Below are 18,816 nucleotides of genomic sequence, written 5' to 3'. Positions count from 1 at the left end.
AAGGCTCGCCATCATTGTCTAAGAAGCACAGGCCGGAGAGGTGGCCGAGTGGTCGAAGGCGCACGCCTGGAACGCGTGTAGGCGGGTAACCGTCTCCAGGGTTCGAATCCCTGTCTCTCCGCCACTTGCCCTCGCGAAAGCGTTCTCCCGATCCGGCTGCAGCCGGATTTTCTCGTTGTTTTCGAGGGTTATGCGGGAGGGGCTGAGCACTGGCCCCGGCTCCAGGAGGCCCGGAAGCGGTCTCTCAGGACCGATATTCTCCGGACCTCATGACTGCGCGCAATCGGTAAATTCTTCTCAAGCCTCTGGAAATATGGGTCTTTTTCGAGCTCGTGGCTGAGCACTTCGATTCCAGAGGCGTTTGGTAGATGGCACTGGGATCGAAAACCAAGAGCTCACCTCCGAACACCTGGCGAAATCGGGACGCATAGGTTTGGAGCAGGAAAATACGCGGGCGTTGACCGCACAAAAACCCAGAACTGCATCGTCGACAAAAGTGATCGGTCTGGTACGTTTGAGACGACCTGCCATTCACTCTTTGCCCTAACGACGAAACGTCGAAACTCTCAACTGGTACCGCTCGTCTCATCAGAATGCCCATCTTCAGTCACAGCAGAGGTTGGCGAACCGTCGGGTGCGCTGGGGATGTTCTCATGCAATAGCTCCGCCGATTGTGGATAATCGCGCTCCCGAAGGTTCTTATAGTTTCGGCGAGCCTCTTTCACAAATTGCTTGCTCGGCGGTGCAATGTTGCAGATAAGCAAATCGACAAGTACTTTCGAAAAGTCAGTTCCGCTGAGGATCTTGCTGCCCTCTGAAGACCAGATCGCAGTCCATGGCGCTGCGGTCAGTTTCCAATCGAGCTTGGAAAGTTGCTTCATGGCGCCGCTCCAATCGATAAGCTCCTGCTGGATGCACTGAGCGACTGCTTTAGCGAGGGCCTCTTGAACAATTGGCCTCATGAACGGATGCCCAGCTCCCTCGTTGTCCTTCGGCGCCCTGACGTCCCGCGCGCTATCAGACTTCAGAAGACGATCCTTAATTGCGCCGCAATTGGAGAGAAGGTCGTCAACTCTTGTGGCGAGAACCTCATACGAAGCATCGAGCAAGTCGTTGCTGGGTCGGGCCTTCTCGTCACGGATCTCCTTTGGCTGGTCAAATGCCAAGCTCCTAAGGACATTATACAGAGTCATTATGCTCGTGATTGCAGACCTGTCCGCTTTTGGAATGCTCTTGCCGGCAATCTTTAGTTTTCCCTCGCTATCCTGACCAAGGATGACGCGAACCTTTCCTTCTTGCCTGAGGAATTCATGCTCTTGAATTAGCCGCCGCGTAAGAATCGCTATGCCATCATCTTCATCAAGAACAATGTTCTCGGCACCAGAAGTGACTTTTGCGTTCCTGTTTATGTTCGTGAAAAGTCGTCGAGTTCTCTGCCGGCCTTCTTGGGTGTCAAAATGCGACACCATTATGACGCAGATATCTTCCGTAAGGAGATCTTGATTTTTCATGACCGCCTCTTTGATTGCTTTTAGGCGATGCTGTCCGTCAAGTGCAAAATATTGCTGGTTCCCATCAAACGTTAAAACTCCGAAGCCCTTGTCAAGGCCCTCAGTGAGTGAGTCGGAATCAGTTATCTCGACAGGTGTGTAATGCGGCTCACCTCCCCATGCGGCAATGATCAACGCACCGAGAAAGCGATGAGGCGAGTTAATCAAATACTCTGTAATGTCTTTCGTTCGATCAGAAAGGCCTCGTTGAATTAATTGGTTGAGCTCCTTGTTGCCCGCCAGTTCGTGCGCGAAATTCACCTCTCGCGCCACTTGGCCATAGCTCATATGGCAAATGTAGTAATTCCAGTCACCAACTTTCGCTTTGAAGGCTGGTATGAGTGTCTTGTTGCCCACGAGTGCTCCTTTCGATCTAGAACGCAGTTTCTGCCTCGAGGTACCGACCTCGAATTGATTTCTGCTTGTTTAGGGGTGGATTTAGAAGATCAATAAGTTTGTCTTCTAGGTCTGGGATTGAGAGCTTGTCATCAACCACAAGAAACCAAATACTTAATGGCTGAAGACAGAGGTATTTCGATAGTCTCTGCTCTCTCGTCATATTTTCTTTCGTTTCGTACAGGAGCCGCGGGTCGCCCATTATGTACTTTTTGTACTCGCCCTCGAATCGTTTCCGTATGGTGGTATCGAACGCTTTTCCTACATAAAGACACCAGTCAAAACGGTTCTCACCGGCCTCCGTTTGAAACGCGAGCGGTGGCTCCCAACAGAACATATAGATCCCGTGCCTGTCTGGTAGCATCTGGCCAACATCAGGATTGGCGCGAAGTTTCTGCCATTTTTGCGAGCCGCCATTCATCGCGGAGCTCACCTGTATACAGAATTCTTCGTCTATCAGCGCCTGGATGGGAATTTCACTGACCAATCGCTTGATTGACCGGTTCCGATTTAACGCTAGAATACTCTTTAAACGAGTGGAGTACTCGGTGCCATTCATGTTGCTAGCCTACTTGTGACAAATAACACATGAAGCCGCGACCTCTGCCGTGCCGTAGGCTTCGTCAATCTCGACCTCACTGAGATTGGCGCGCAGTGGGTTCTTTGGCCGACGTGCTTTCGCGCGCGCGAGGCGCCGTTCGTAATCCTCTTCGATTTGCTTGATGCGCTTCGGCTGCTCTAGTTCAGAGAGAGACTCCCGGTCGCTCCAGGTAAACGGCGAGCCATGTTCAAGTGCCGTCTTTTCGTATGCCTTGGCCTCTTCGAAGGCCTCTGGATGGGTCCGTTTCAGTCGCACCCATTCGATCTTTTGCTGATAAAAGCAGAAGGTGCAGCCACTACGGGAGCGCCAGTCATAATAGGTGGGAAGGCCAAGGCCTGACGATTCCAGCAACTCGACCACAGCTGCTTTGTCGAGGCCATGTTCGCGCAACGGAAGGGTAATCTTCAAATTGGGATGGGTGGCTAGCATACCTGTGCGTGCAGGCTCATCTGCTCGGATCGCGACATAGCTGATGATTTCAATTCCGGCGTCGAGGTCGCTCTTCACCCATTTCTCGAAGGGACGCAGCTTAAGCTGGCGTGTGCACCAACGTGTGCGCGGAGAAGGGAGGAAGTTACCATACTCCTTGAGCCAAAAATCGAAGTCCCGGTCGGGATTGAGATACGCAATAGGTCGTCCGAGAAAGCCCTCCAAGCGCCCTAAGAATTCGTAGACCTCTGGCAACTCCTTACCCGTGTCGGTGAAGAAATACTCGATCGGCAGGTCCGGGTAGGTTTGGCGCATAAACACAGCCAACGCCGCGCTGTCACGCCCGCCAGACAAGCCCAGAACATGGCGCACACTCATACGGCTTGGCTCCTTGTTTCGTCATTGGGATCGCTCATGCGCTGCATGCCAGCCTCTGCCAGAGCGGCGAGCGCCACAGCGTCACTTACGCCGGCTTGGGCAAAGATATCCTGCAGGCTTTCCGCGATCGCCTTGGCGGCGTCTTGCTCTTTGGCAGATAACTCAACAGCCCAAAGCGCCGTCTTGCCATGTTCACCCGTACCGACCACCACCCCAAGGGCATGACGGCTTGGATCGCGCCCCTGGACTTTCGCCAGCATTTCGGCTTGGCGGAATGCCAGAGCGAGCTGGCCGGCTTCCATCGCCGCCCGGCTGGGCTCCAGATCACTCCAATTGCGGGGCGGTTTGCTGACGAGCAATCCGGCCAAGGATTCCATATCTGGAAGGGTGCCTGAGAAGCTCTGAAGGCGTGAGGCAAACGCGTCCAAGCGAAGATCACCTGAGATCCCCTTGATTGTCTCAGCGCGGCGCTGCAGCTCCTTTAGCAGGCTGCCATCATGGCCAAGCGCATCCAGCATCTTGTCCCTTAGGCGGGTCAGCATGGCTTCGTACGCTTGATGCAGCTCACGCAGCATCCCGCCGATTTCACCCGCTATCGCTGCCGGAGTGTCGCGGCCGCTTAACTGCACAAGATCGACGAAGATGGTGCGGTGAGGATCATTGGCAGCGCGCATGATCCGGCACAGCTCCTGGGATTCCTTGGATAGAGAGGACGTGCGCCGGGTCCAGTCCGGCAAGCGCATCACAAACTCCACCAAGGCTTGTGCGATATCCAAAGGTTTGGACTCGGGCGCACGTCCCATCACGGTTTCTATTTCTGCACTGAGTGCTTTGAGCAGAGCTTTTCCATCCGTCTTGGGATCAACATGCCGGAGGGACAAATCGCGCGGGTCCTGCAGCAACCGATCAATCACGTAGTCATTGATCTCAGGCTGGAAGATGCCCTCGACATAGACAGCCATTGAAGAGCGATGGGCTAGGACAAAGGCGGCGGCGAGCAAAGGCAGCAAGCCAGAGCGCACCCCAAACGGCGGCTGCTGCCATAGGCTATAGACGTCCAACAAGGGGAACTCGCCATCCCTATTCTGGGCATGCTCCTTGGCTGCATCCCACATGGGGATTAGGCTCTGACCGGTTGCCTTGGTCGGTGCACGGAAGTCGAAGGCACTGTTGTATTTGCGGTGCAGTCCGTTGGCTTTGAGGACGCTGCGATAGAGACCCATCTCAGCCGGGAACCCTTCCATGCCAAGATCATCCTCGTCCGAGTGATTGACCATGGCATGCAACAGCGCACGTACGGCGGCTTGGCTGTTGCTGGAGGGCTGCTCGCGGTTCACCAGCTCACTGCGGATATGCGGAGTCAGAGGAAAAGTTTCGTCCGCCAGGGTTGAGGCGATCTGTGCGATCGCTTTGGTGGTACCGGCCTCGTAGCTAGCACCGCGCACATACCAGGTCGCTTCAACAAAGCCTCGGCGGAGGGTGTCCTCTAACTCTGCGCTGACCACGGCAAGCCGAGCCTCGACCTCACGGCGCGCAACCGCATCGCCCTCTAACGCCGGGTGCCCTTGGCGAATGGCCTCCAAAGCCAACAGGGCCGAGCCAGCTCGACGGATATGCTGCGCATTGGGAGGCACGCCGATTGCCACAGGATAGCAGCCCGCTCTGAGGGACGCGTCACAGCAGCTCTGCGCCAGCTGGGCGACTGGCACCACATCATCGGGGATCACCAAGAGAAACTGGCCTGCAGCCCCATTGGTCGGCTGATAACGTTCAACCAGTTTCGGCGCGGCCTGCGGCGAGGTGAGCGCCGTCGTGAACCAACGCAGAGTGCCCGTGGTGAAGTAATGCTTCTTGGCAAGGACCGGCTGCAAATCAGCGAAGGCTGACAACCGATCCAGGTTGAGTTCTCCGAGCTGTGCCTGTGCTTCACTCAGAGCAGTCTCGATGTCGAAGTCACTGCCGGCAAATAGAGCGAAAGCATTTAGATGGCCCCTGAACGCCGCAACAGACCAATCCTGAAGCTGCTGTAGCGCCTGATCAATTTCCTCAGATGTGGCCTCCGGCGCGCAACTTTCGAGTATGCTGCGCTCTGGAAGGACGCCGCTGCCGCCATGGAATAGTTCGATTACCGCAATGCTCTTGGCCAGTTTCAGATGCAGTGGCCCACCCCGGTGCTCGCAGCGCTGGAGTGCTTCGACCGCCTGCGACCAGCGATGGGAATCCGGCGAGGCCAGGATGGCTGGCTCTAGGTTCGCCCGAAGATAGTCCCAAAGCTGTGACGGTTCATAGAGCGTCCCGCCGGCCTCATGAGTTTTCAGGAATTCCTGAAACCCGCCCGGTTCGGCAGAATTGAGGAAGCCGAACACGCTGCGCTCGTTCTGGCCGAAGCGCCGGCGCGACAAGGGGCCGATCAACGACGCCGTGACTGGATGCAGCGGCCAGCAGGCAGCCAAGCGCGTGGAAAGATCCTCAGGGCTACCAGGTCTGCGTCGGCGAATGGCGCCGGCCACAGTCTCGATGATAGTGGCGGGGACCTCAACCTCATCCGAATGGATCAGGGCGCGGCCAATCAGATCGAGCACCTCATCAGTCGCAGTGACAATCGGGATATCCACATAGCGGCCCTGAATCTTAGCCCAGTCTTCCTGCATCTCGGCACCGAAACGGCGCGCATACTGGTCGAAGGATTGGTGCAGGACGCCAACGATCAGCAGCCGACCCTCGCAGCGCGCGGCAGCCTCAGCAAGATCTTGAAAGAAGTGTATGTCAGCAGTGCCGTCAGCCGCTGCTTCGAGGTATTTGCCGAGTTCATCAATGACGAGCAGCACGCCAGCGTTTGGCCGTGCAGAGGCTTCCTTTACGAGTCGTTCGATTACATCCCGACCTGCCGGATCAATCTGGCGGCGCTTGGTGCGCGCTGGCTTAGCCTCCTTTGCTACGGCATCCGCCAAGGCCCCGCGAAGATCAGATACTGGATCAGCGCGGCGTCCAACGAGGGGCACGACAAGCCACGGTTCTTCCTCCTGCGGGAAGGCGTCATGAAAGCAGGGGATATCTCCAAGTAGCTCGAGGCCGTCTTGGTTCTGCTGGAAGCTGCCGCCGAGTATTTGGCAGAGCAACAGCGCCAGGCTCGACTTGCCGCCACCATAGGGACCGGTCCAGGTGAAGGCACGCTGGCCGGTTTCCTGGAATAGTCGCGCCATAGTCTCCATCGCCTGCCGGCTGGAGCCATGGCACACATAACCCTGCAAGGCGCCATCGATTGCGTGATCTGTGTCGAGCCGGACCGAACGCTGGAACCGGCGAGAAACTGTTACGATGTCGGACAGCTTGCTCATGCGGCGCTCCTCTGCGTGGCGGTCTCGTAGGCGGAGGCCAGGAACATCATGGGATCAGGGTTGTGGGAGCGGCGCGCGACGTTTCGGACCCCGGCCGTGTCGGACCAGAGGTAAGCTCGGGCCGAGCTTTCCTCGATGCGCGCCAAGCGCTCGACCAACGCATCCTCATCAAGCTTAAAAACACGCCCAGGCGAGCCTGGCTCGAAAGTCAACGCCTCGACCGAAAGCGTTTGCTGGTCTGGCGCATGCCGCATCCAAAACTCGTGAAGCGCATAAAGGAAGACGCCATCTGGCAGGGTCGGCTTAGCCCCGCGCCGGAACTGGTAGGATTTGCTGCTCACTGCCCGGATCAGTCCAAGTGGCACCAAGGCCGGCTCAAAAAGATCATCGCTGAACTTTCCCTGACGGGTTGGCACATAGCTGCGCAAGAAACACTCGACGTCCCGCTTGATGGTCGCATCAGATGCTCGGATCTTGTTTTTCAAGCGCGCATTCTGCTGATCGCGATAGTCGCGGAGCGGCGCTGCAATCGCGTCGTGGTCGAAGGTCTGAACGGTGAGGTGATTGAAGACGTAGAACCATGTCGTGCACCGCTCAGGCGTACCCGCCATCATCCAATGGAGCAGCCATAGCGTTGCGGGAGCCTCGAGAAACGGATCGACGCCGGTTTCATCGGAAAACAGATAATCGCCAATATTCGTGGTGCGGAAGACATCGCCGTCTTCCTTCAAGATTCCGCAGGTTAGCGCCCAATGGCGGATAGCGCCGACCATATTCTTGCCAACCCCGAAGGTAACAATGGCCTCAGCATCGTTGAACAGAGATTTTGGCGCGACGCCGCCCTTGGAAGCGGCAACCTGATCGTAAGCCTTCTTCAGCCAGAGATGGCGAAGCGGGAAGGTTTCATGGCCAGAGAACTGGGCCCGGAAAGCAGGGTTGGCGAGTGGACCTCTGATCATGAAATGCTCCTCCTGGACGTGGCATCCAGTCTGTGAGGCAGAAGGAGTTTTGCGAGGGTTTGGCGATCCATCTTCGTCTTACTCCGCAGCGACGGCGTGAGACAGGCGGATTGCCTTTTCGCAGATCAGCTCTACCGCCTGATCAATATCATCGAGTGTGGTGAAGCGCCCGAAGCCGAGGCGCAGTGACGCGCGGGCCTCGTCGGGTGTAAGGCCAATCGCGCCGAGCACATACGAGGGCTCGATCAGGCCAGCATTGCAGGCAGATCCCACTGATGCGGCAAGGTCTGCCTGCAACATCATCAGCAAAGCATGAGCGTCGATGCCGGGAATGCGAATATTTAGACAGCCACTGAGGCTACTCTCTTCTGAGCCATTGACCCGAACACTGGGGATCCTTTCGCGCAGGTGGGTTAGCAACCGCGCCCTGAGTGCTATCGAATGCTGCTCATCTATATCATGCTGGACAAGCGCCTTCTCCGCGGCGGCCGCAAGGCCCGCACAGAGCATCGGTGCAAGTGTGCCGGGTCGCATCCCGTCCTGCTGACCGCCGCCATACATGATTGGAGCAATCCGTGAACGCGCATTGCTGGCGATGTAGAGCGCGCCGATACCCTTCGGTCCATAGAATTTATGCGCTGACAGGCTGACTAGATCGATGTTGAGGGCGAGCACATCAAGCGGCTGCTTTCCCGCGAGCTGCGCAGCGTCACTGTGGAAAAGGGCTCCCATTTCGGAGCAGAGCGCGCTTATCTCCTCCAAAGGCTGCAGCGTGCCAATTTCATTATTGGCTGCCATCACAGAGACTAAAGCCGTGTCGGGCCGGATCAGCTGCGCCAAACGCTCCAGATCGATGATCCCATCCGCGTCGACGGGGATTATCTGAACTTCAAAGCCCTGTTTCGAGAGGGCCGCGGCCGGAGCAAGCACGCATTTATGCTCAATGGCGGACACCAGAATATGCCGGCGCTTCGTACGCTGCGCGACGCCCATCACGCTGAGGTTATTTGCCTCAGTTGCGCCTGCAGTGAGAATGATCTCGCCAGGTGCGGCACCGATAAGGTCAGCCACGGCGCGGCGAGCATCTTCCACTGCCCCGGCAGCCTCCCAGCCAAACCGGTGCTCAGAATGCGGGTTGCCGAACCGGTCATCAAGGAAGGGCAGCATTGCGGTGCGCACTTCTGGATCAAGCGGCGTAGTTGCTTGATAATCCAGATATATCGGTTTTCTAATGCTCATCTCAGTCCTTCGGAGCCGACTGCGAGAAGGGCAGCTCGGCCTGCTTGGTTTCGTCTTGCCGCTCCACGAACTCGGCTACTGCGCGGCGCACAGCCCATGACAACGAGAGATCGTTGCTCTCTGCTATGCGCACCAACTTCGCGTGGAGCTGAGGGTCCAAGCTCACTGTGAAGCGGACAGCGTCCTTCTTACTTTTGGGTCGGGGCATGTTCCTGAAGGCCTGTTTTGTGCACCATCATTCACCAAATTAGCATTACCTTCAACCCCAGACTGGAGGATTCGTCCAGCTTCGACGTCTGAATTGCATGCATACACTAGACGACGGCCGATGTTCATGCAACGTTCTGCCGTCGCGTTCACCCGAAAAGCGCCTGTGGTGTATCAAGCAGAACATCCCTCACTTGGGTCTAAAGGTCTGACATATCAGGGGTTTTTAAGAATTTTGCTGACCACTCGGCTGGGACCGACTCCATCACTCGCGCCAGCGTGACCTCCGGCCCCTGCTTTCCGTCAAGGATCGCCTCGACGATATCCGGCGCGAGAAGCGTCAGACGCAGCACGCGGGTCATGTAGGAGGAGGTGATCACCTCGCGCTCGGCAAGCTCCGCGATGGTGGTGAACTCGCCGGACTCCAGCATGCGCTTCCATCTAAACGCGCGCGCCAGCGCCTTGACGAGGGCGCTGTCCTTCCGGTGCGGCGGAGCGGCGCCTTCCGGCAACTGCGTCTCCTTACGCCCGCCGCGCTTCACGAGGCGGAACGGGACATGCAGCGTCACCGTGTCGGGGATCGGAGCCCCGCGGGTCACGCGGCTTCTCCGATTCCGCCGGCCAGCATCTCGCGCGCGAGGCTGCCAAGGCCGCCCACGCGCAGCCGGACGTTGAGCCCATCCGTGCCGATGTCCACGCGCTCGACCATCAGCGCCACGATACGCGCCTGCTCGGCGGGGAAAAGCTCGTCCCAAAGTGGATCGAGTTGCTGCAGGGCCGCACGGGCGTCGGCTTCGGTGATGCCGTCGGCGTGGGTGCGCGCCGCCTTCCACGTCCCTGCAACGATCTCAGGCTGGCGGAACACGGCGCGGAGTTGGTCGATAACGGCGGCCTCGATCTCGCCTGCTGGGACTCGCCCGACCGGACAAGCTCCCGCCCCGTGCTTCAGCACCGTCTGGCTGACATAGTAGCGATAGAGTTTCCCGCCCTTGCGGGTGTGCGTTGGCGAGAAGGCCGCGCCATCTGGGCCGAACAGCAGCCCCTTCAGCAGCGCGGGCGTCTCGGCCCGGGTGCGCGCGGCGCGCTTGCGCGGGCTCTCCTGCAGGATGGCGTGGACGCGGTCCCACGTCTCGCGGTCGATGATCGCGTCGTGCTCGCCTGGATAGCTGTCGCCCTTGTGGACCGCCTCGCCGATGTAGGCGCGGTTGCTGAGCATCCGATAGATGTACTTCTTGTCGATCCGGTTGCCGCGCGGGGTGCGGATGCCGCGCGTGCCGACCTCCCGCGCCAGTTCCGTGCAGGACCCGATCTCGAGGAAGCGCGCGAAGATCCAGCGCACCTGCGCGGCGCTCTCGTCGTCGATGACCAGCTTGCGGTTCTCGACGCGGTAGCCGTAGGGCGGCACCCCGCCCATCCACATGCCCTTCTTGCGGCTGGCGGCGACCTTGTCGCGAATGCGCTCGGCCGTCACCTCGCGCTCGAACTGGGCGAAGGACAGCAGGATGTTCAGCGTCAGCCGCCCCATGGAGGTCGTCGTGTTGAACGACTGCGTCACCGAGACGAAGGTCACCCCGTTCCGGTCGAACACCTCGACCAGCTTGGCGAAATCTGCCAGCGAGCGGCTGAGGCGGTCGATCTTGTAGACCACGACCACGTCGACCAGCCCGTCCTCGATGTCCTCCAGCAGCCGCTGCAGACCGGGCCGTTCCAGCGTGCCGCCCGAGATGCCGCCGTCGTCATACTGATCGCGGACGAGCACCCAGCCCTCGGAGCGCTGGCTGGCGATGTAGGACTCGCATGCCTCACGCTGGGCGTGGAGGCTGTTGAACTCCTGTTCCAGCCCTTCCTCGGAGGATTTTCGGGTGTAGACCGCACAGCGCAGCTTGCGGACGACCTTCGATTTCTCGGGCGGCTTCGTCATGTCCGCCCCCTGTGGTTCTTGAGCCCGAAGAATACCCAGCCGTTCCAGCGCGTGCCGGTGATCGCGCGGGCGATGGCGGACAGCGACTTGTACGGCCGACCTTGCCACTCGAAGCCGTCGGTGGTGACGGTGACGACCTGCTCGACACCCTGCCATTCGCGCAGCAGCCGCGTGCCGGTGATCGGGCGGTCACGGTCGGCGCGCATGCCACGCTTCTTCCTGTCGCCGCCGTCCAGTTCCTCGCCGAGCCGTTCGAGGCGCCGGATCGTCTCGGGTTTGAGCCCGCCATAGGCAAGTTCCTGGATGCGGTAGGCCAGGCGGCTTTCCAGGTACCGGCGATTGAACGGCGGCGGCTCGCTATCGAACAGGTCGCGCCAATGTATCTTCAGGTCGGGCGTCGACGTGGTCTTGAGCGCGGCCAGGCGCGCGGGGATGGGATCGGGCTTGTTCATGCATTTCTCCGGTGAGTTGGAGTTGCATGACGGCATTGGTCGGGCGGATAGTGTAGGCAACGTTCTCCAGTATCGTCAGATACTTCGCCCCCATCCCGCATCCGTAGCCGAGCCAGCCCGAGCGCCAACAGACCGCATAATTCGGCACGGCGCTCTGCGGGCGTCATCGCCGAAGGGGCGAGTGGGTTCGGGCGTTTCATGCGGGCCTCGGAGTGGTCGTCTCCTCTGGCCTCTACTCATCGCGATCGCGAACCGTCCCATGGCCGCTGTCAGTGCACGGATCGCGCCCATCCGGACTCGACTCAGGGTTGTTCGGAATGATAGAACATAGAGTGAACAACCAGGTCTGAAAGGAAGGGGTTCCATGGGTTCCGACATCAAGAAATTTGTAAATCCGAAGTTTCTCAACAGCATTGACGTTGTGCTCATGCACGACCTCTTCGCGCGCCATTTCAAGGACGAAGGCCTCCCCGTCGCGTTCGAGGGGGACGACGCCGAAGTCCGCAAACGGATGACCGACTATTTCGCGACCCCGATCACCGACTGGTCCGAGGGGCTGATCGCCGATCTGCATCGGGTCGCCGAGCTTGGAACCGGCGAAGGAATGCAGCTCATTCTGAACGAGGCCAGGCGCCAACGCGTTGTCCTCTATTCCGAGCCAGACGACCAAGAGGCCGACTCGGCACCGGCAAAACACGAGCCCAAGCATGTGGCGCTGCACGCCTATCTGCATCATCACCGGATCTTCGAGGCGGCGGCCGATTTCCAGGCGCTGCGGGCGCCGACCGCGATGGCGGAGTTTCGCGGGCCGCAGCGCGATGTCGGAGCCGATCTGACGGAGGAGGCGTCGGCGGCATTCAAGGCCGCCATCGTGAAGCTGTTCGCGCAGGACTTGCAGGGCGATTACTGCCGTCTCGGCCCCTACGAGGAGGATGGCGAAATCAACCTCGTCGTCAGCCATGGCGCGCCGGTGACGACCACACCCATCGTGGCGGGCGACCGCGAACAGATCATCACCCTGCGCGCGGTGAAATATGCGGCGCTCCGCTATTCATCGAACGAAGGGCTCTTGCGCATCGGCGGCGTTCCGAGGGCGCAGCAGGCTGAAGTGGCGGGCATCTTTGCCGAGCATATTCTGGGGCGCCCCGGTTTCTTCGCGGGCAAGGACGCGCGCGATCTCTACACGCTCGATTCCATCACAGCGTTCGGTCCAGATTTTGCGTTCCAGCATGCGTTCGACGAGAGAATCCTCGAAGTGCGGATCGTCGCGGCAGCGGCCGATTTCTTCGCCGAGGATGAGGATGGCGAGTGGCGCTATGTACGCAGTTGGGAATCGAAGGACGCATCCGGCGCGGCGCTCCGGCATTTCAAGGCCAGCGAGGTGCGGTTCGGCCGCGGGTGGCGTCTGGGAGAAATCACGTTCCGGGTGTTTTTCAAGAGCGATGCGAAACAGCCCGCCAAGGTGACCGTGCGTTTGAAGCCGCCCGGCACGCTCGCCTTCCGTCGCACCCGGTTCGAAAAGGCGATCCACGCACTGGTCGCGCGCAACGGACTCGAGAAGGATCGCGATGCTGATCTGGTTGTGGAAGCGGCTGAGTAACGGCGGGGCGGAGGCCAGTGTCTCCGGCCGAGCGCTGCGCCGCTTCCCCGAGCGGGAGATCGAAGGTCTGCTTCGGGCGCGGGTTCTGATCGAGCAGCGGAAGGCCGACAGTTGGTCCGTCTGCCTGCATTGCGACTGCGGGCTCGATGCACGCCCGATCCGCGCCGTAGGAGATCAGCTACTCGCCTGCTGTCCGCGTGACGTTGGGGCGGACGTGGTGCTGGAGCCGGACGACCTCCGCCGGTTCGGGATCGACGCCGACAAACTGATCTCGGCCATAGCAGCATCCGGCGGATTGCTGGCGGCGGCCACCGTCGTTTCGGACGGGCTTTGGCTGCTGGGACGGCTGCCGACGGGTATGTGCGTCTTTCTCTGCCGCGACACGCATGTGCTGATGGCTCCTGCCACCATCCTCGCGACCAGGATGGCCGCCGGATCGGCTCCCATCACCGTCATCACCATCGACCTCGACCCGGCAACCGAACTGCACTTGCGTGCGGCCGGTATCGAAGCCCGCTCGCTCGCCGACTGCGTCCAGGTGGACGATCACGGCACGGAGAACATCGCGTTTGACCGACTTTCGCCGATCGCCGTGACCGCGCCCCGCCTCGTCCTGAGCCGGAGCCGCCAGTCGGCAATGTTCGACGGACGCCGCCTTGATCTCACGCCGCAGATGTCCGCACTGCTCCGACTTTTCGCGGAACAGGGCGGGCAGCGCGACACCGTGCTGCGCAAGGAGACCATCGATGCGCAGACCGGGCGTCCGGCGAACGAGATCGTGCGGGATCTGCGCAAGGCTCTGGTCGGATGCGGCCTGTCGCGGGCGACCGCCGATGCCCTGATCGTGACCGTGCGTGGCTACGGCTATCGCCTCGGCATCGCTCCCGCAGAGGTGGCCGTCGAGGACTGAGTCCTCCGCACACAATCCACACACAACAAGCACACGCCAATCACACCGAAAGCGTCGGCGGGTCCGGCAGTCTTGGAACAACAGCAATGATGTTCCGAGGCACCACGACATGTACCCCCCGATTACCCCCGCCGACCTTACCACGCTGATCGACGAAGCAGATGCCGCTGCACGCCGTCTGCGCCGCAAGCTGGTCTTGCCTGCCGCCGATCATGACGATCTCCGCCAGGACCTTCTGGTTGATCTGATCTGCCGCCTGCCTGGCTTCGACGCGCGGCGTGGCAGCATCGGCGCCTTCGCCAACATCGTCCTGCGCAACCAGTCCTCGCGGATCGCGATGCGCCATCACCGCCAGCGCCGTGCGCAGGGTGGATCGATCCTGTCGCTCGCGGTGCCGCTGGCCGGAACCCGCGAGCCGGTCGGCGACACGCTGACCGAGGACGACGGGCTTGCCGCCTGGCACGGCCAGACCTGCTGCGCCGCGGCCGTCACCGAACTGCACCACACCCTGCAGGCAGCTCTCGCGCGGCTTCCGGCCGAGGATCGCCGGTTCTGCGCGGCGCTGGCCCATCGCCCCGTCACCGCGCTCGCGGCCGAGGGCTTCGGGAGCCGGTCCGCGCTCTACCGCCGCCTCGCCGATCTCCGTCACGTGCTCACCGCCCACGGTCTCGGTCCCGCCTGGGACGATCTCGCGGCGGCCTGAGTAGAGGCGAAAGGAGGAGATCATGTTCATGGGCACCACCCCCTTCATCACTGTCCGCGCCCGCCAACCGCTCACCGAGATCGAGTTCTGCGCCTGGGTGGCGCAGGCCTTGCCGGGCGACCGGCTCGAATACCATCGCGGTTTTCTGGTTCTCGACATCTTCCCGATGTTCGCCCGGCTCCCGGATCAGCAGCGCGCGGAACTGGCACGGCTCGGGTCGCGCGCCTTCTGGGCCGCCGAACAGGGCCTCGTGCACCTGGTGCAGGAGCGCACGGGCCCCGATCAGTTCGCCTACATCGCCGTCGCCCGCCCCAAACCGAAGGCCGCGGCCGTCTCGCTGTCCGCGCTCCTGCTGGCTGAGCAGGAGGCCGCGTGATGACCGCCTTCCAAACCCTTTTTGCCGATCATGGAGACCCTTACATGCCGTTCCCCGCGAACACCCCCACCGTCGACGACCTGCCGGGCCTCGGCCTGCAGGACATCGCCCAGCTGCCCGTCGAGTTGCTGGCCATCCTGCAGCGCGATGTCGACGAGCGCATCAAGCGCGACAAGGCCGCGAAGGCCCGCCTCGATGGCGCGCTGACGGTCCGCTACGCCACCCGCGCCGCCGAGGAACGGCAGGCGGCGGGCAAGGACACCGGCACGATCCGCTTCGACGACGGGGATTTCACCGTGGTCGCCGATCTGCCGAAACGGGTCGATTGGGATCAGGATCGCCTCGCCGCCATGGTCGAGCGCATCCGCGCCGCCGGGGACGACCCCGCCCAGTATGTCGACATCGCCTTCAAGGTGCCCGAGCGCAAATACGCCGCTTGGCCCGATGCGATCCGTGCCGGTTTCGAGCCCGCGCGCACCGTCCGGCCCGGCACGCTGAAGATCGAGATCGTCCCGCAGGGGGGCGATCAATGACGGCGCTCGCCCCGATATCGACCCAATCTCAGGATCTGCCCAGCCTGATCGACCGCGCGGCCAGCATGCTCTCGGGCGCGAAGACCGCCGCTGAGGTGCTCGAGGCGCGCGAGGTCGCCGGGCTGGCCTACGATGTGGCGAAACGCGCGGCGCGGCTGCAGCGCGCCAAGAGCGCCCATGACGATCTCGTCGCGGCGGCCCACCGCGCGCAGGCCCATGCGCTCGAGATCGAGGCGCGTGCCAAGCGGCGGCTGGCTGATGAATACGATGCGGCGCAGGCGCGTGGCGAGGTGAAGCGCAACGGTGGCGACAGGAGCAGTGTTGAAGACCACAACACTGCCTCCACCGCCGATCTTGGTCTGCGCCGCGACCAGATCCACGAGGCCCGCCAGATCCGCGACGCCGAAGCCGCCGACCCGGGCGTCGTTCGCCGCGCCCTCGACGATCGTCTGGAGCGCGGCGAGGAACCGACCCGTGCGGCGCTGCGCAAGATGGTGGTGGACGCCGCCATGCGCGGCCTCCGCCCGCAGCGGTCCGCCAGCCGCCGCAACCCTCTCTACGTTCCGCCCACACCCGAGCAGGCGGCCTGGCGGCATGTGACAGGGATCTTCCGCGCCTTTGCCGAATGGGCCTCGGACGAAAACCTCGCCCTTGCCCGCAAGGGCATGCGTGAGGCCAGGAACACCCCGTTTCACGATCTCGATGCCACGGCCATCGCCGAGGGGTCTGCAGCTTTCACGACAATCAAGGAGTGGTTCGATGCTCGATAGCCAATCGGCGGCATTTGCCGAACGTGTCTGGGAGGGTGCCTCGCAGCTTGGCAACAACGCCCCGAAAATCGCCGATGACATGATGGAGGATGCCTTCCCGCTGACCTGCAGCCAGGCGCGGCAGGAAGGTGCGCTGCGGATGCTGCGGACCGGCATCATCACCGAGGTGAAGCGGATCCTGCGCACGCAGGACGATGCTGTGGGTCAGGCCGATTTCGCGGACGTGTGCGAGTCCTTCGCGCCACTGGTGAAGGATCTGCGCTCGAAGTCTTACTTTGTTGAGTCCGCCGCGGAATACGTCGCCATCCCGAACCTCATCGCCGAGCCCGAGCTGCTCGATGACGCGCGGCGTTTCATGCGCCGCAAGGGCAAGGAATGCCTCGACGAGGCGGATCGTCTCGATGCGCTTTTCGCGGCCGTGACCAGCAACGACCCGGATGCAGCGCGGGCGCGTCAGGAGGTGCTGGCATGACCGGCGGCCTTCCGATCATCAGCGCCGATCAGCGGCTGGCCGAGCCGCGCGGGATCAAGGGCTGCATCTTCGGCAAGTCCGGAATCGGGAAAACCTCGCTCCTCTGGACCCTGAACGCGTCGACGACGCTTTTCATGGACCTCGAGGCGGGCGATCTCGCCATCGAAGGCTGGGCGGGCGACAGCATCCGGCCGCGAACCTGGACGGAATGCCGGGATTTCGCGGTGTTCATCGGCGGGCCGAACCCGGCGCTGCGCGACGAGCAGCCCTACAGCCCGGCGCATTACAAGGCGGTCTCCGACCGCTTCGGCGATCCGACAGCACTCGACCGCTACGACACGATCTTCGTGGACTCGATCACCGTAGCCGGGCGGCTGTGCTTCGGCTGGTGCAAGGGCCAGCCCGAGGCGCTGTCGGAGAAGACCGGCAAGCCGGATGTGCGCGGGGCCTACGGGCTGCACGGCCGCGAGATGATCGGCTGGCTCACGCATCTCCAGCACACGCGGGCGAAGAACGTCTGGTTCGTCGGGATCCTCGACGAGAAGCTCGACGACTTCAATCGCAAGGTTTTCCAGCCCCAGATCGACGGCTCGAAGACCGGGTTGGAGCTGCCGGGGATCGTCGACGAGGTGATCACCATGGCCGAGCTTAAGGCCGATGGCGATCCCTATCGCGCCTTCGTCTGCCATACGATCAACCCCTGGGGCTTTCCGGCCAAGGACCGCTCCGGCCGTCTGGATCAGGTCGAGGAGCCCCACCTCGGCCGCCTGATGACGAAGATCCGCGCCCCTGTCGCGCCAGCGCCCAAGCGCCTGACCTACACCCCGCCACCCGCCGATCCGGCGACTGACGCCCAATCCCAACCGCAATCCTGATCAGAAAAGGAGGTTCCCCATGGGTTCCTGGAACGATTTCAACGACGCGCAGAGCAACACCAACCTGATCCCCAAGGGCACGCTGGCCAAGGTGCGCCTGACCATCCGCCCGGGCGGTTTCGACGATCCGTCGCAAGGCTGGACCGGCGGCTACGCCACGCGCGGCTCGACCGGGGCTGTCTACCTCAACGGCGAGTTCACGGTCACCGAGGGCCAGTATGCCCGGCGCAAGATCTTCACCCTGATCGGTCTCTACAGCCCGAAGGGGCCGGACTGGGCGAACATGGGCCGCAGCCTTGTGCGCGGCATGCTGAACTCGGCCCGCGGGATTTCCGACAAGGACATGTCGGCCGAGGCGCAGGCGGCGCGGCGGATCAACGGCTTTGCCGATCTCGACGGAATCGAGTTCATCGCCCGCATCGACATCGGCACCGACACCAACGGCGACGACAAGAACGAGATCCGCAGCGCGGTCACGCCCGATCATCGCGATTACGCGCAGGTCATGGGCGCGGCACCGATCCCGCCGACGCCAGCGCAAGCACCGAACTTTGCCTCGGCTGCGCACCAAACCGCGAACGGAGCGCAAGCGCCGGCCCCGCATGGGCGTCCTTCGTGGGCGGACTGATCATGCCGATGCCTGCGATCAACATGACAGGCCGGAAGTTTGGCCTTTTGACAGTGGTGGAGCGCTTCGGCGCTTCACCGAGACCGAAGTGGGTGTGCCGCTGCAGATGCGGACAGCTGACCATCAAGGATGGCAGTCGTTTGCGCAGAGGGACCGTCAAGAGTTGCGGTTGCGCGACCCGGGCCTTTATTTCCGCGGCCCGGCTAACCCATGGGATGACCGGACACCGGCTCGAGAACATACGCCGTGGCATGCTGGCACGATGCCACAATCCCGGCAGCAAGGATTTTCCGCGCTACGGCGCGCGGGGCATTCATGTTTGTCGCCAGTGGCGGGATAGGCCAGTCCAATTCTACGACTGGGCTTGGGCACACGGCTATGCCGATGATCTCAGCATAGACCGGATTAATCCGCAAAGTGGCTATTCGCCAGACAATTGTCGTTGGATCCCGCTCTCTGAGAATGTCGCGCGCGCCAAC

At 61.6% G+C, this 18,816-nt stretch carries 19 protein-coding genes and 1 tRNA gene; 10 read left to right on the top strand and 10 right to left on the bottom strand.

Annotated features, from left to right (window positions below):
* Positions 1 to 34 precede the first annotated feature (34 nt).
* Positions 35 to 124: transfer RNA gene (locus KAK09_RS15435), tRNA-Ser, on the top strand.
* Positions 125 to 566: 442 nt separating this feature from the next.
* On the opposite strand, the gene KAK09_RS15430 is transcribed toward KAK09_RS15435, so the two are convergent.
* The 10 genes from KAK09_RS15430 to KAK09_RS15385 all read right to left on the bottom strand — a co-directional run bounded on the left by KAK09_RS15430 (position 567) and on the right by KAK09_RS15385 (position 11,470).
* Entirely contained in the window at positions 567 to 1,907 is a 1,341-nt protein-coding gene (locus tag KAK09_RS15430) for a DNA sulfur modification protein DndB (RefSeq protein ID WP_210879832.1), read from the bottom strand.
* Between the two features lie 16 nt (positions 1,908 to 1,923).
* Positions 1,924 to 2,505 (bottom strand): hypothetical protein, encoded by a 582-nt coding sequence (locus tag KAK09_RS15425; RefSeq protein WP_210879831.1) that lies wholly within the window; start codon positions 2,503 to 2,505, stop codon positions 1,924 to 1,926.
* Between the two features lie 9 nt (positions 2,506 to 2,514).
* On the bottom strand, positions 2,515 to 3,354 hold the full coding sequence (locus KAK09_RS15420) for a phosphoadenosine phosphosulfate reductase domain-containing protein (protein WP_210879830.1): 840 nt from the start codon (positions 3,352 to 3,354) through the stop codon (positions 2,515 to 2,517).
* On the bottom strand, positions 3,351 to 6,692 hold the full coding sequence (locus tag KAK09_RS15415; RefSeq protein WP_210879829.1) for a hypothetical protein: 3,342 nt from the start codon (positions 6,690 to 6,692) through the stop codon (positions 3,351 to 3,353). Before KAK09_RS15415 ends, KAK09_RS15420 begins: the two co-directional genes overlap by 4 nt.
* Positions 6,689 to 7,651 (bottom strand): DUF4007 family protein, encoded by a 963-nt coding sequence (locus tag KAK09_RS15410; RefSeq protein WP_210879828.1) that lies wholly within the window; start codon positions 7,649 to 7,651, stop codon positions 6,689 to 6,691. Before KAK09_RS15410 ends, KAK09_RS15415 begins: the two co-directional genes overlap by 4 nt.
* 78 nt (positions 7,652 to 7,729) lie before the next feature.
* Positions 7,730 to 8,890, bottom strand: coding sequence for a cysteine desulfurase family protein (locus KAK09_RS15405; protein WP_127143115.1), 1,161 nt, complete (start codon positions 8,888 to 8,890; stop codon positions 7,730 to 7,732).
* Between the two features lies 1 nt (position 8,891).
* On the bottom strand, positions 8,892 to 9,098 hold the full coding sequence (locus tag KAK09_RS19150) for a ribbon-helix-helix protein, CopG family (protein WP_210879827.1): 207 nt from the start codon (positions 9,096 to 9,098) through the stop codon (positions 8,892 to 8,894).
* Positions 9,099 to 9,297: 199 nt separating this feature from the next.
* Positions 9,298 to 9,696, bottom strand: coding sequence for a hypothetical protein (locus KAK09_RS15395; RefSeq protein ID WP_210879826.1), 399 nt, complete (start codon positions 9,694 to 9,696; stop codon positions 9,298 to 9,300).
* The gene (locus tag KAK09_RS15390) at positions 9,693 to 11,018 is read right to left on the bottom strand and encodes a recombinase family protein (protein WP_210879825.1); all 1,326 of its coding nucleotides are present in this window, start codon (positions 11,016 to 11,018) and stop codon (positions 9,693 to 9,695) included. The genes KAK09_RS15395 and KAK09_RS15390 overlap by 4 nt, the downstream gene beginning before the upstream one ends.
* A complete protein-coding gene (locus tag KAK09_RS15385) occupies positions 11,015 to 11,470 on the bottom strand; it encodes a DUF2924 domain-containing protein (RefSeq protein WP_210879824.1) in 456 nt (151 codons plus the stop codon). Before KAK09_RS15385 ends, KAK09_RS15390 begins: the two co-directional genes overlap by 4 nt.
* A gap of 364 nt (positions 11,471 to 11,834) precedes the next feature.
* On the opposite strand from KAK09_RS15385, the gene KAK09_RS15380 reads away from it, so the two are divergent.
* The 9 genes from KAK09_RS15380 to KAK09_RS15340 all read left to right on the top strand — a co-directional run bounded on the left by KAK09_RS15380 (position 11,835) and on the right by KAK09_RS15340 (position 18,337).
* Positions 11,835 to 13,070 (top strand): hypothetical protein, encoded by a 1,236-nt coding sequence (locus KAK09_RS15380; RefSeq protein WP_210879823.1) that lies wholly within the window; start codon positions 11,835 to 11,837, stop codon positions 13,068 to 13,070.
* The gene (locus KAK09_RS15375; protein ID WP_210879822.1) at positions 13,039 to 13,980 is read left to right on the top strand and encodes a winged helix-turn-helix domain-containing protein; all 942 of its coding nucleotides are present in this window, start codon (positions 13,039 to 13,041) and stop codon (positions 13,978 to 13,980) included. Before KAK09_RS15380 ends, KAK09_RS15375 begins: the two co-directional genes overlap by 32 nt.
* A gap of 109 nt (positions 13,981 to 14,089) precedes the next feature.
* Positions 14,090 to 14,683: a sigma factor gene (locus KAK09_RS15370; protein WP_210879821.1), complete on the top strand. Its 594-nt coding sequence runs from the start codon at positions 14,090 to 14,092 to the stop codon at positions 14,681 to 14,683.
* A gap of 22 nt (positions 14,684 to 14,705) precedes the next feature.
* Positions 14,706 to 15,059, top strand: coding sequence for a hypothetical protein (locus tag KAK09_RS15365; RefSeq protein ID WP_210879820.1), 354 nt, complete (start codon positions 14,706 to 14,708; stop codon positions 15,057 to 15,059).
* Entirely contained in the window at positions 15,059 to 15,592 is a 534-nt protein-coding gene (locus tag KAK09_RS15360; RefSeq protein ID WP_210879819.1) for a hypothetical protein, read from the top strand. Before KAK09_RS15365 ends, KAK09_RS15360 begins: the two co-directional genes overlap by 1 nt.
* Positions 15,589 to 16,362, top strand: coding sequence for a hypothetical protein (locus KAK09_RS15355; protein WP_210879818.1), 774 nt, complete (start codon positions 15,589 to 15,591; stop codon positions 16,360 to 16,362). The genes KAK09_RS15360 and KAK09_RS15355 overlap by 4 nt, the downstream gene beginning before the upstream one ends.
* On the top strand, positions 16,352 to 16,834 hold the full coding sequence (locus KAK09_RS15350; protein ID WP_210879817.1) for a hypothetical protein: 483 nt from the start codon (positions 16,352 to 16,354) through the stop codon (positions 16,832 to 16,834). Before KAK09_RS15355 ends, KAK09_RS15350 begins: the two co-directional genes overlap by 11 nt.
* The gene (locus KAK09_RS15345; protein WP_210879816.1) at positions 16,831 to 17,709 is read left to right on the top strand and encodes an ATP-binding protein; all 879 of its coding nucleotides are present in this window, start codon (positions 16,831 to 16,833) and stop codon (positions 17,707 to 17,709) included. The genes KAK09_RS15350 and KAK09_RS15345 overlap by 4 nt, the downstream gene beginning before the upstream one ends.
* A gap of 19 nt (positions 17,710 to 17,728) precedes the next feature.
* A complete protein-coding gene (locus tag KAK09_RS15340) occupies positions 17,729 to 18,337 on the top strand; it encodes a hypothetical protein (protein WP_210879815.1) in 609 nt (202 codons plus the stop codon).
* Positions 18,338 to 18,816: the final 479 nt, after the last annotated feature.

The sequence above is a fragment of the Roseovarius autotrophicus genome (genome assembly GCF_018069895.1).
In the GTDB taxonomy this organism is placed as follows: Bacteria; Pseudomonadota; Alphaproteobacteria; order Rhodobacterales; family Rhodobacteraceae; genus Roseovarius; species Roseovarius autotrophicus.
This window is presented reverse-complemented; position numbering and strand designations above follow the sequence as displayed.

Bases quoted from the DNA above. Each gene is read 5' to 3' on its own strand.
- KAK09_RS15405 (WP_127143115.1), bottom strand. From the start codon at position 8,890: ATGAGCATTAGAAAACCGATATATCTGGATTATCAAGCAACTACGCCG.
- KAK09_RS15420 (WP_210879830.1), bottom strand. From the start codon at position 3,354: ATGAGTGTGCGCCATGTTCTGGGCTTGTCTGGCGGGCGTGACAGCGCG.
- KAK09_RS15375 (WP_210879822.1), top strand. From the start codon at position 13,039: ATGCTGATCTGGTTGTGGAAGCGGCTGAGTAACGGCGGGGCGGAGGCC.
- KAK09_RS15415 (WP_210879829.1), bottom strand. From the start codon at position 6,692: ATGAGCAAGCTGTCCGACATCGTAACAGTTTCTCGCCGGTTCCAGCGT.
- KAK09_RS19150 (WP_210879827.1), bottom strand. From the start codon at position 9,098: ATGCCCCGACCCAAAAGTAAGAAGGACGCTGTCCGCTTCACAGTGAGC.
- KAK09_RS15385 (WP_210879824.1), bottom strand. From the start codon at position 11,470: ATGAACAAGCCCGATCCCATCCCCGCGCGCCTGGCCGCGCTCAAGACC.
- KAK09_RS15345 (WP_210879816.1), top strand. From the start codon at position 16,831: ATGACCGGCGGCCTTCCGATCATCAGCGCCGATCAGCGGCTGGCCGAG.
- KAK09_RS15355 (WP_210879818.1), top strand. From the start codon at position 15,589: ATGACGGCGCTCGCCCCGATATCGACCCAATCTCAGGATCTGCCCAGC.
- KAK09_RS15390 (WP_210879825.1), bottom strand. From the start codon at position 11,018: ATGACGAAGCCGCCCGAGAAATCGAAGGTCGTCCGCAAGCTGCGCTGT.
- KAK09_RS15365 (WP_210879820.1), top strand. From the start codon at position 14,706: ATGTTCATGGGCACCACCCCCTTCATCACTGTCCGCGCCCGCCAACCG.
- KAK09_RS15370 (WP_210879821.1), top strand. From the start codon at position 14,090: ATGTACCCCCCGATTACCCCCGCCGACCTTACCACGCTGATCGACGAA.
- KAK09_RS15410 (WP_210879828.1), bottom strand. From the start codon at position 7,651: ATGATCAGAGGTCCACTCGCCAACCCTGCTTTCCGGGCCCAGTTCTCT.
- KAK09_RS15360 (WP_210879819.1), top strand. From the start codon at position 15,059: ATGACCGCCTTCCAAACCCTTTTTGCCGATCATGGAGACCCTTACATG.
- KAK09_RS15425 (WP_210879831.1), bottom strand. From the start codon at position 2,505: ATGAATGGCACCGAGTACTCCACTCGTTTAAAGAGTATTCTAGCGTTA.
- KAK09_RS15340 (WP_210879815.1), top strand. From the start codon at position 17,729: ATGGGTTCCTGGAACGATTTCAACGACGCGCAGAGCAACACCAACCTG.
- KAK09_RS15350 (WP_210879817.1), top strand. From the start codon at position 16,352: ATGCTCGATAGCCAATCGGCGGCATTTGCCGAACGTGTCTGGGAGGGT.
- KAK09_RS15380 (WP_210879823.1), top strand. From the start codon at position 11,835: ATGGGTTCCGACATCAAGAAATTTGTAAATCCGAAGTTTCTCAACAGC.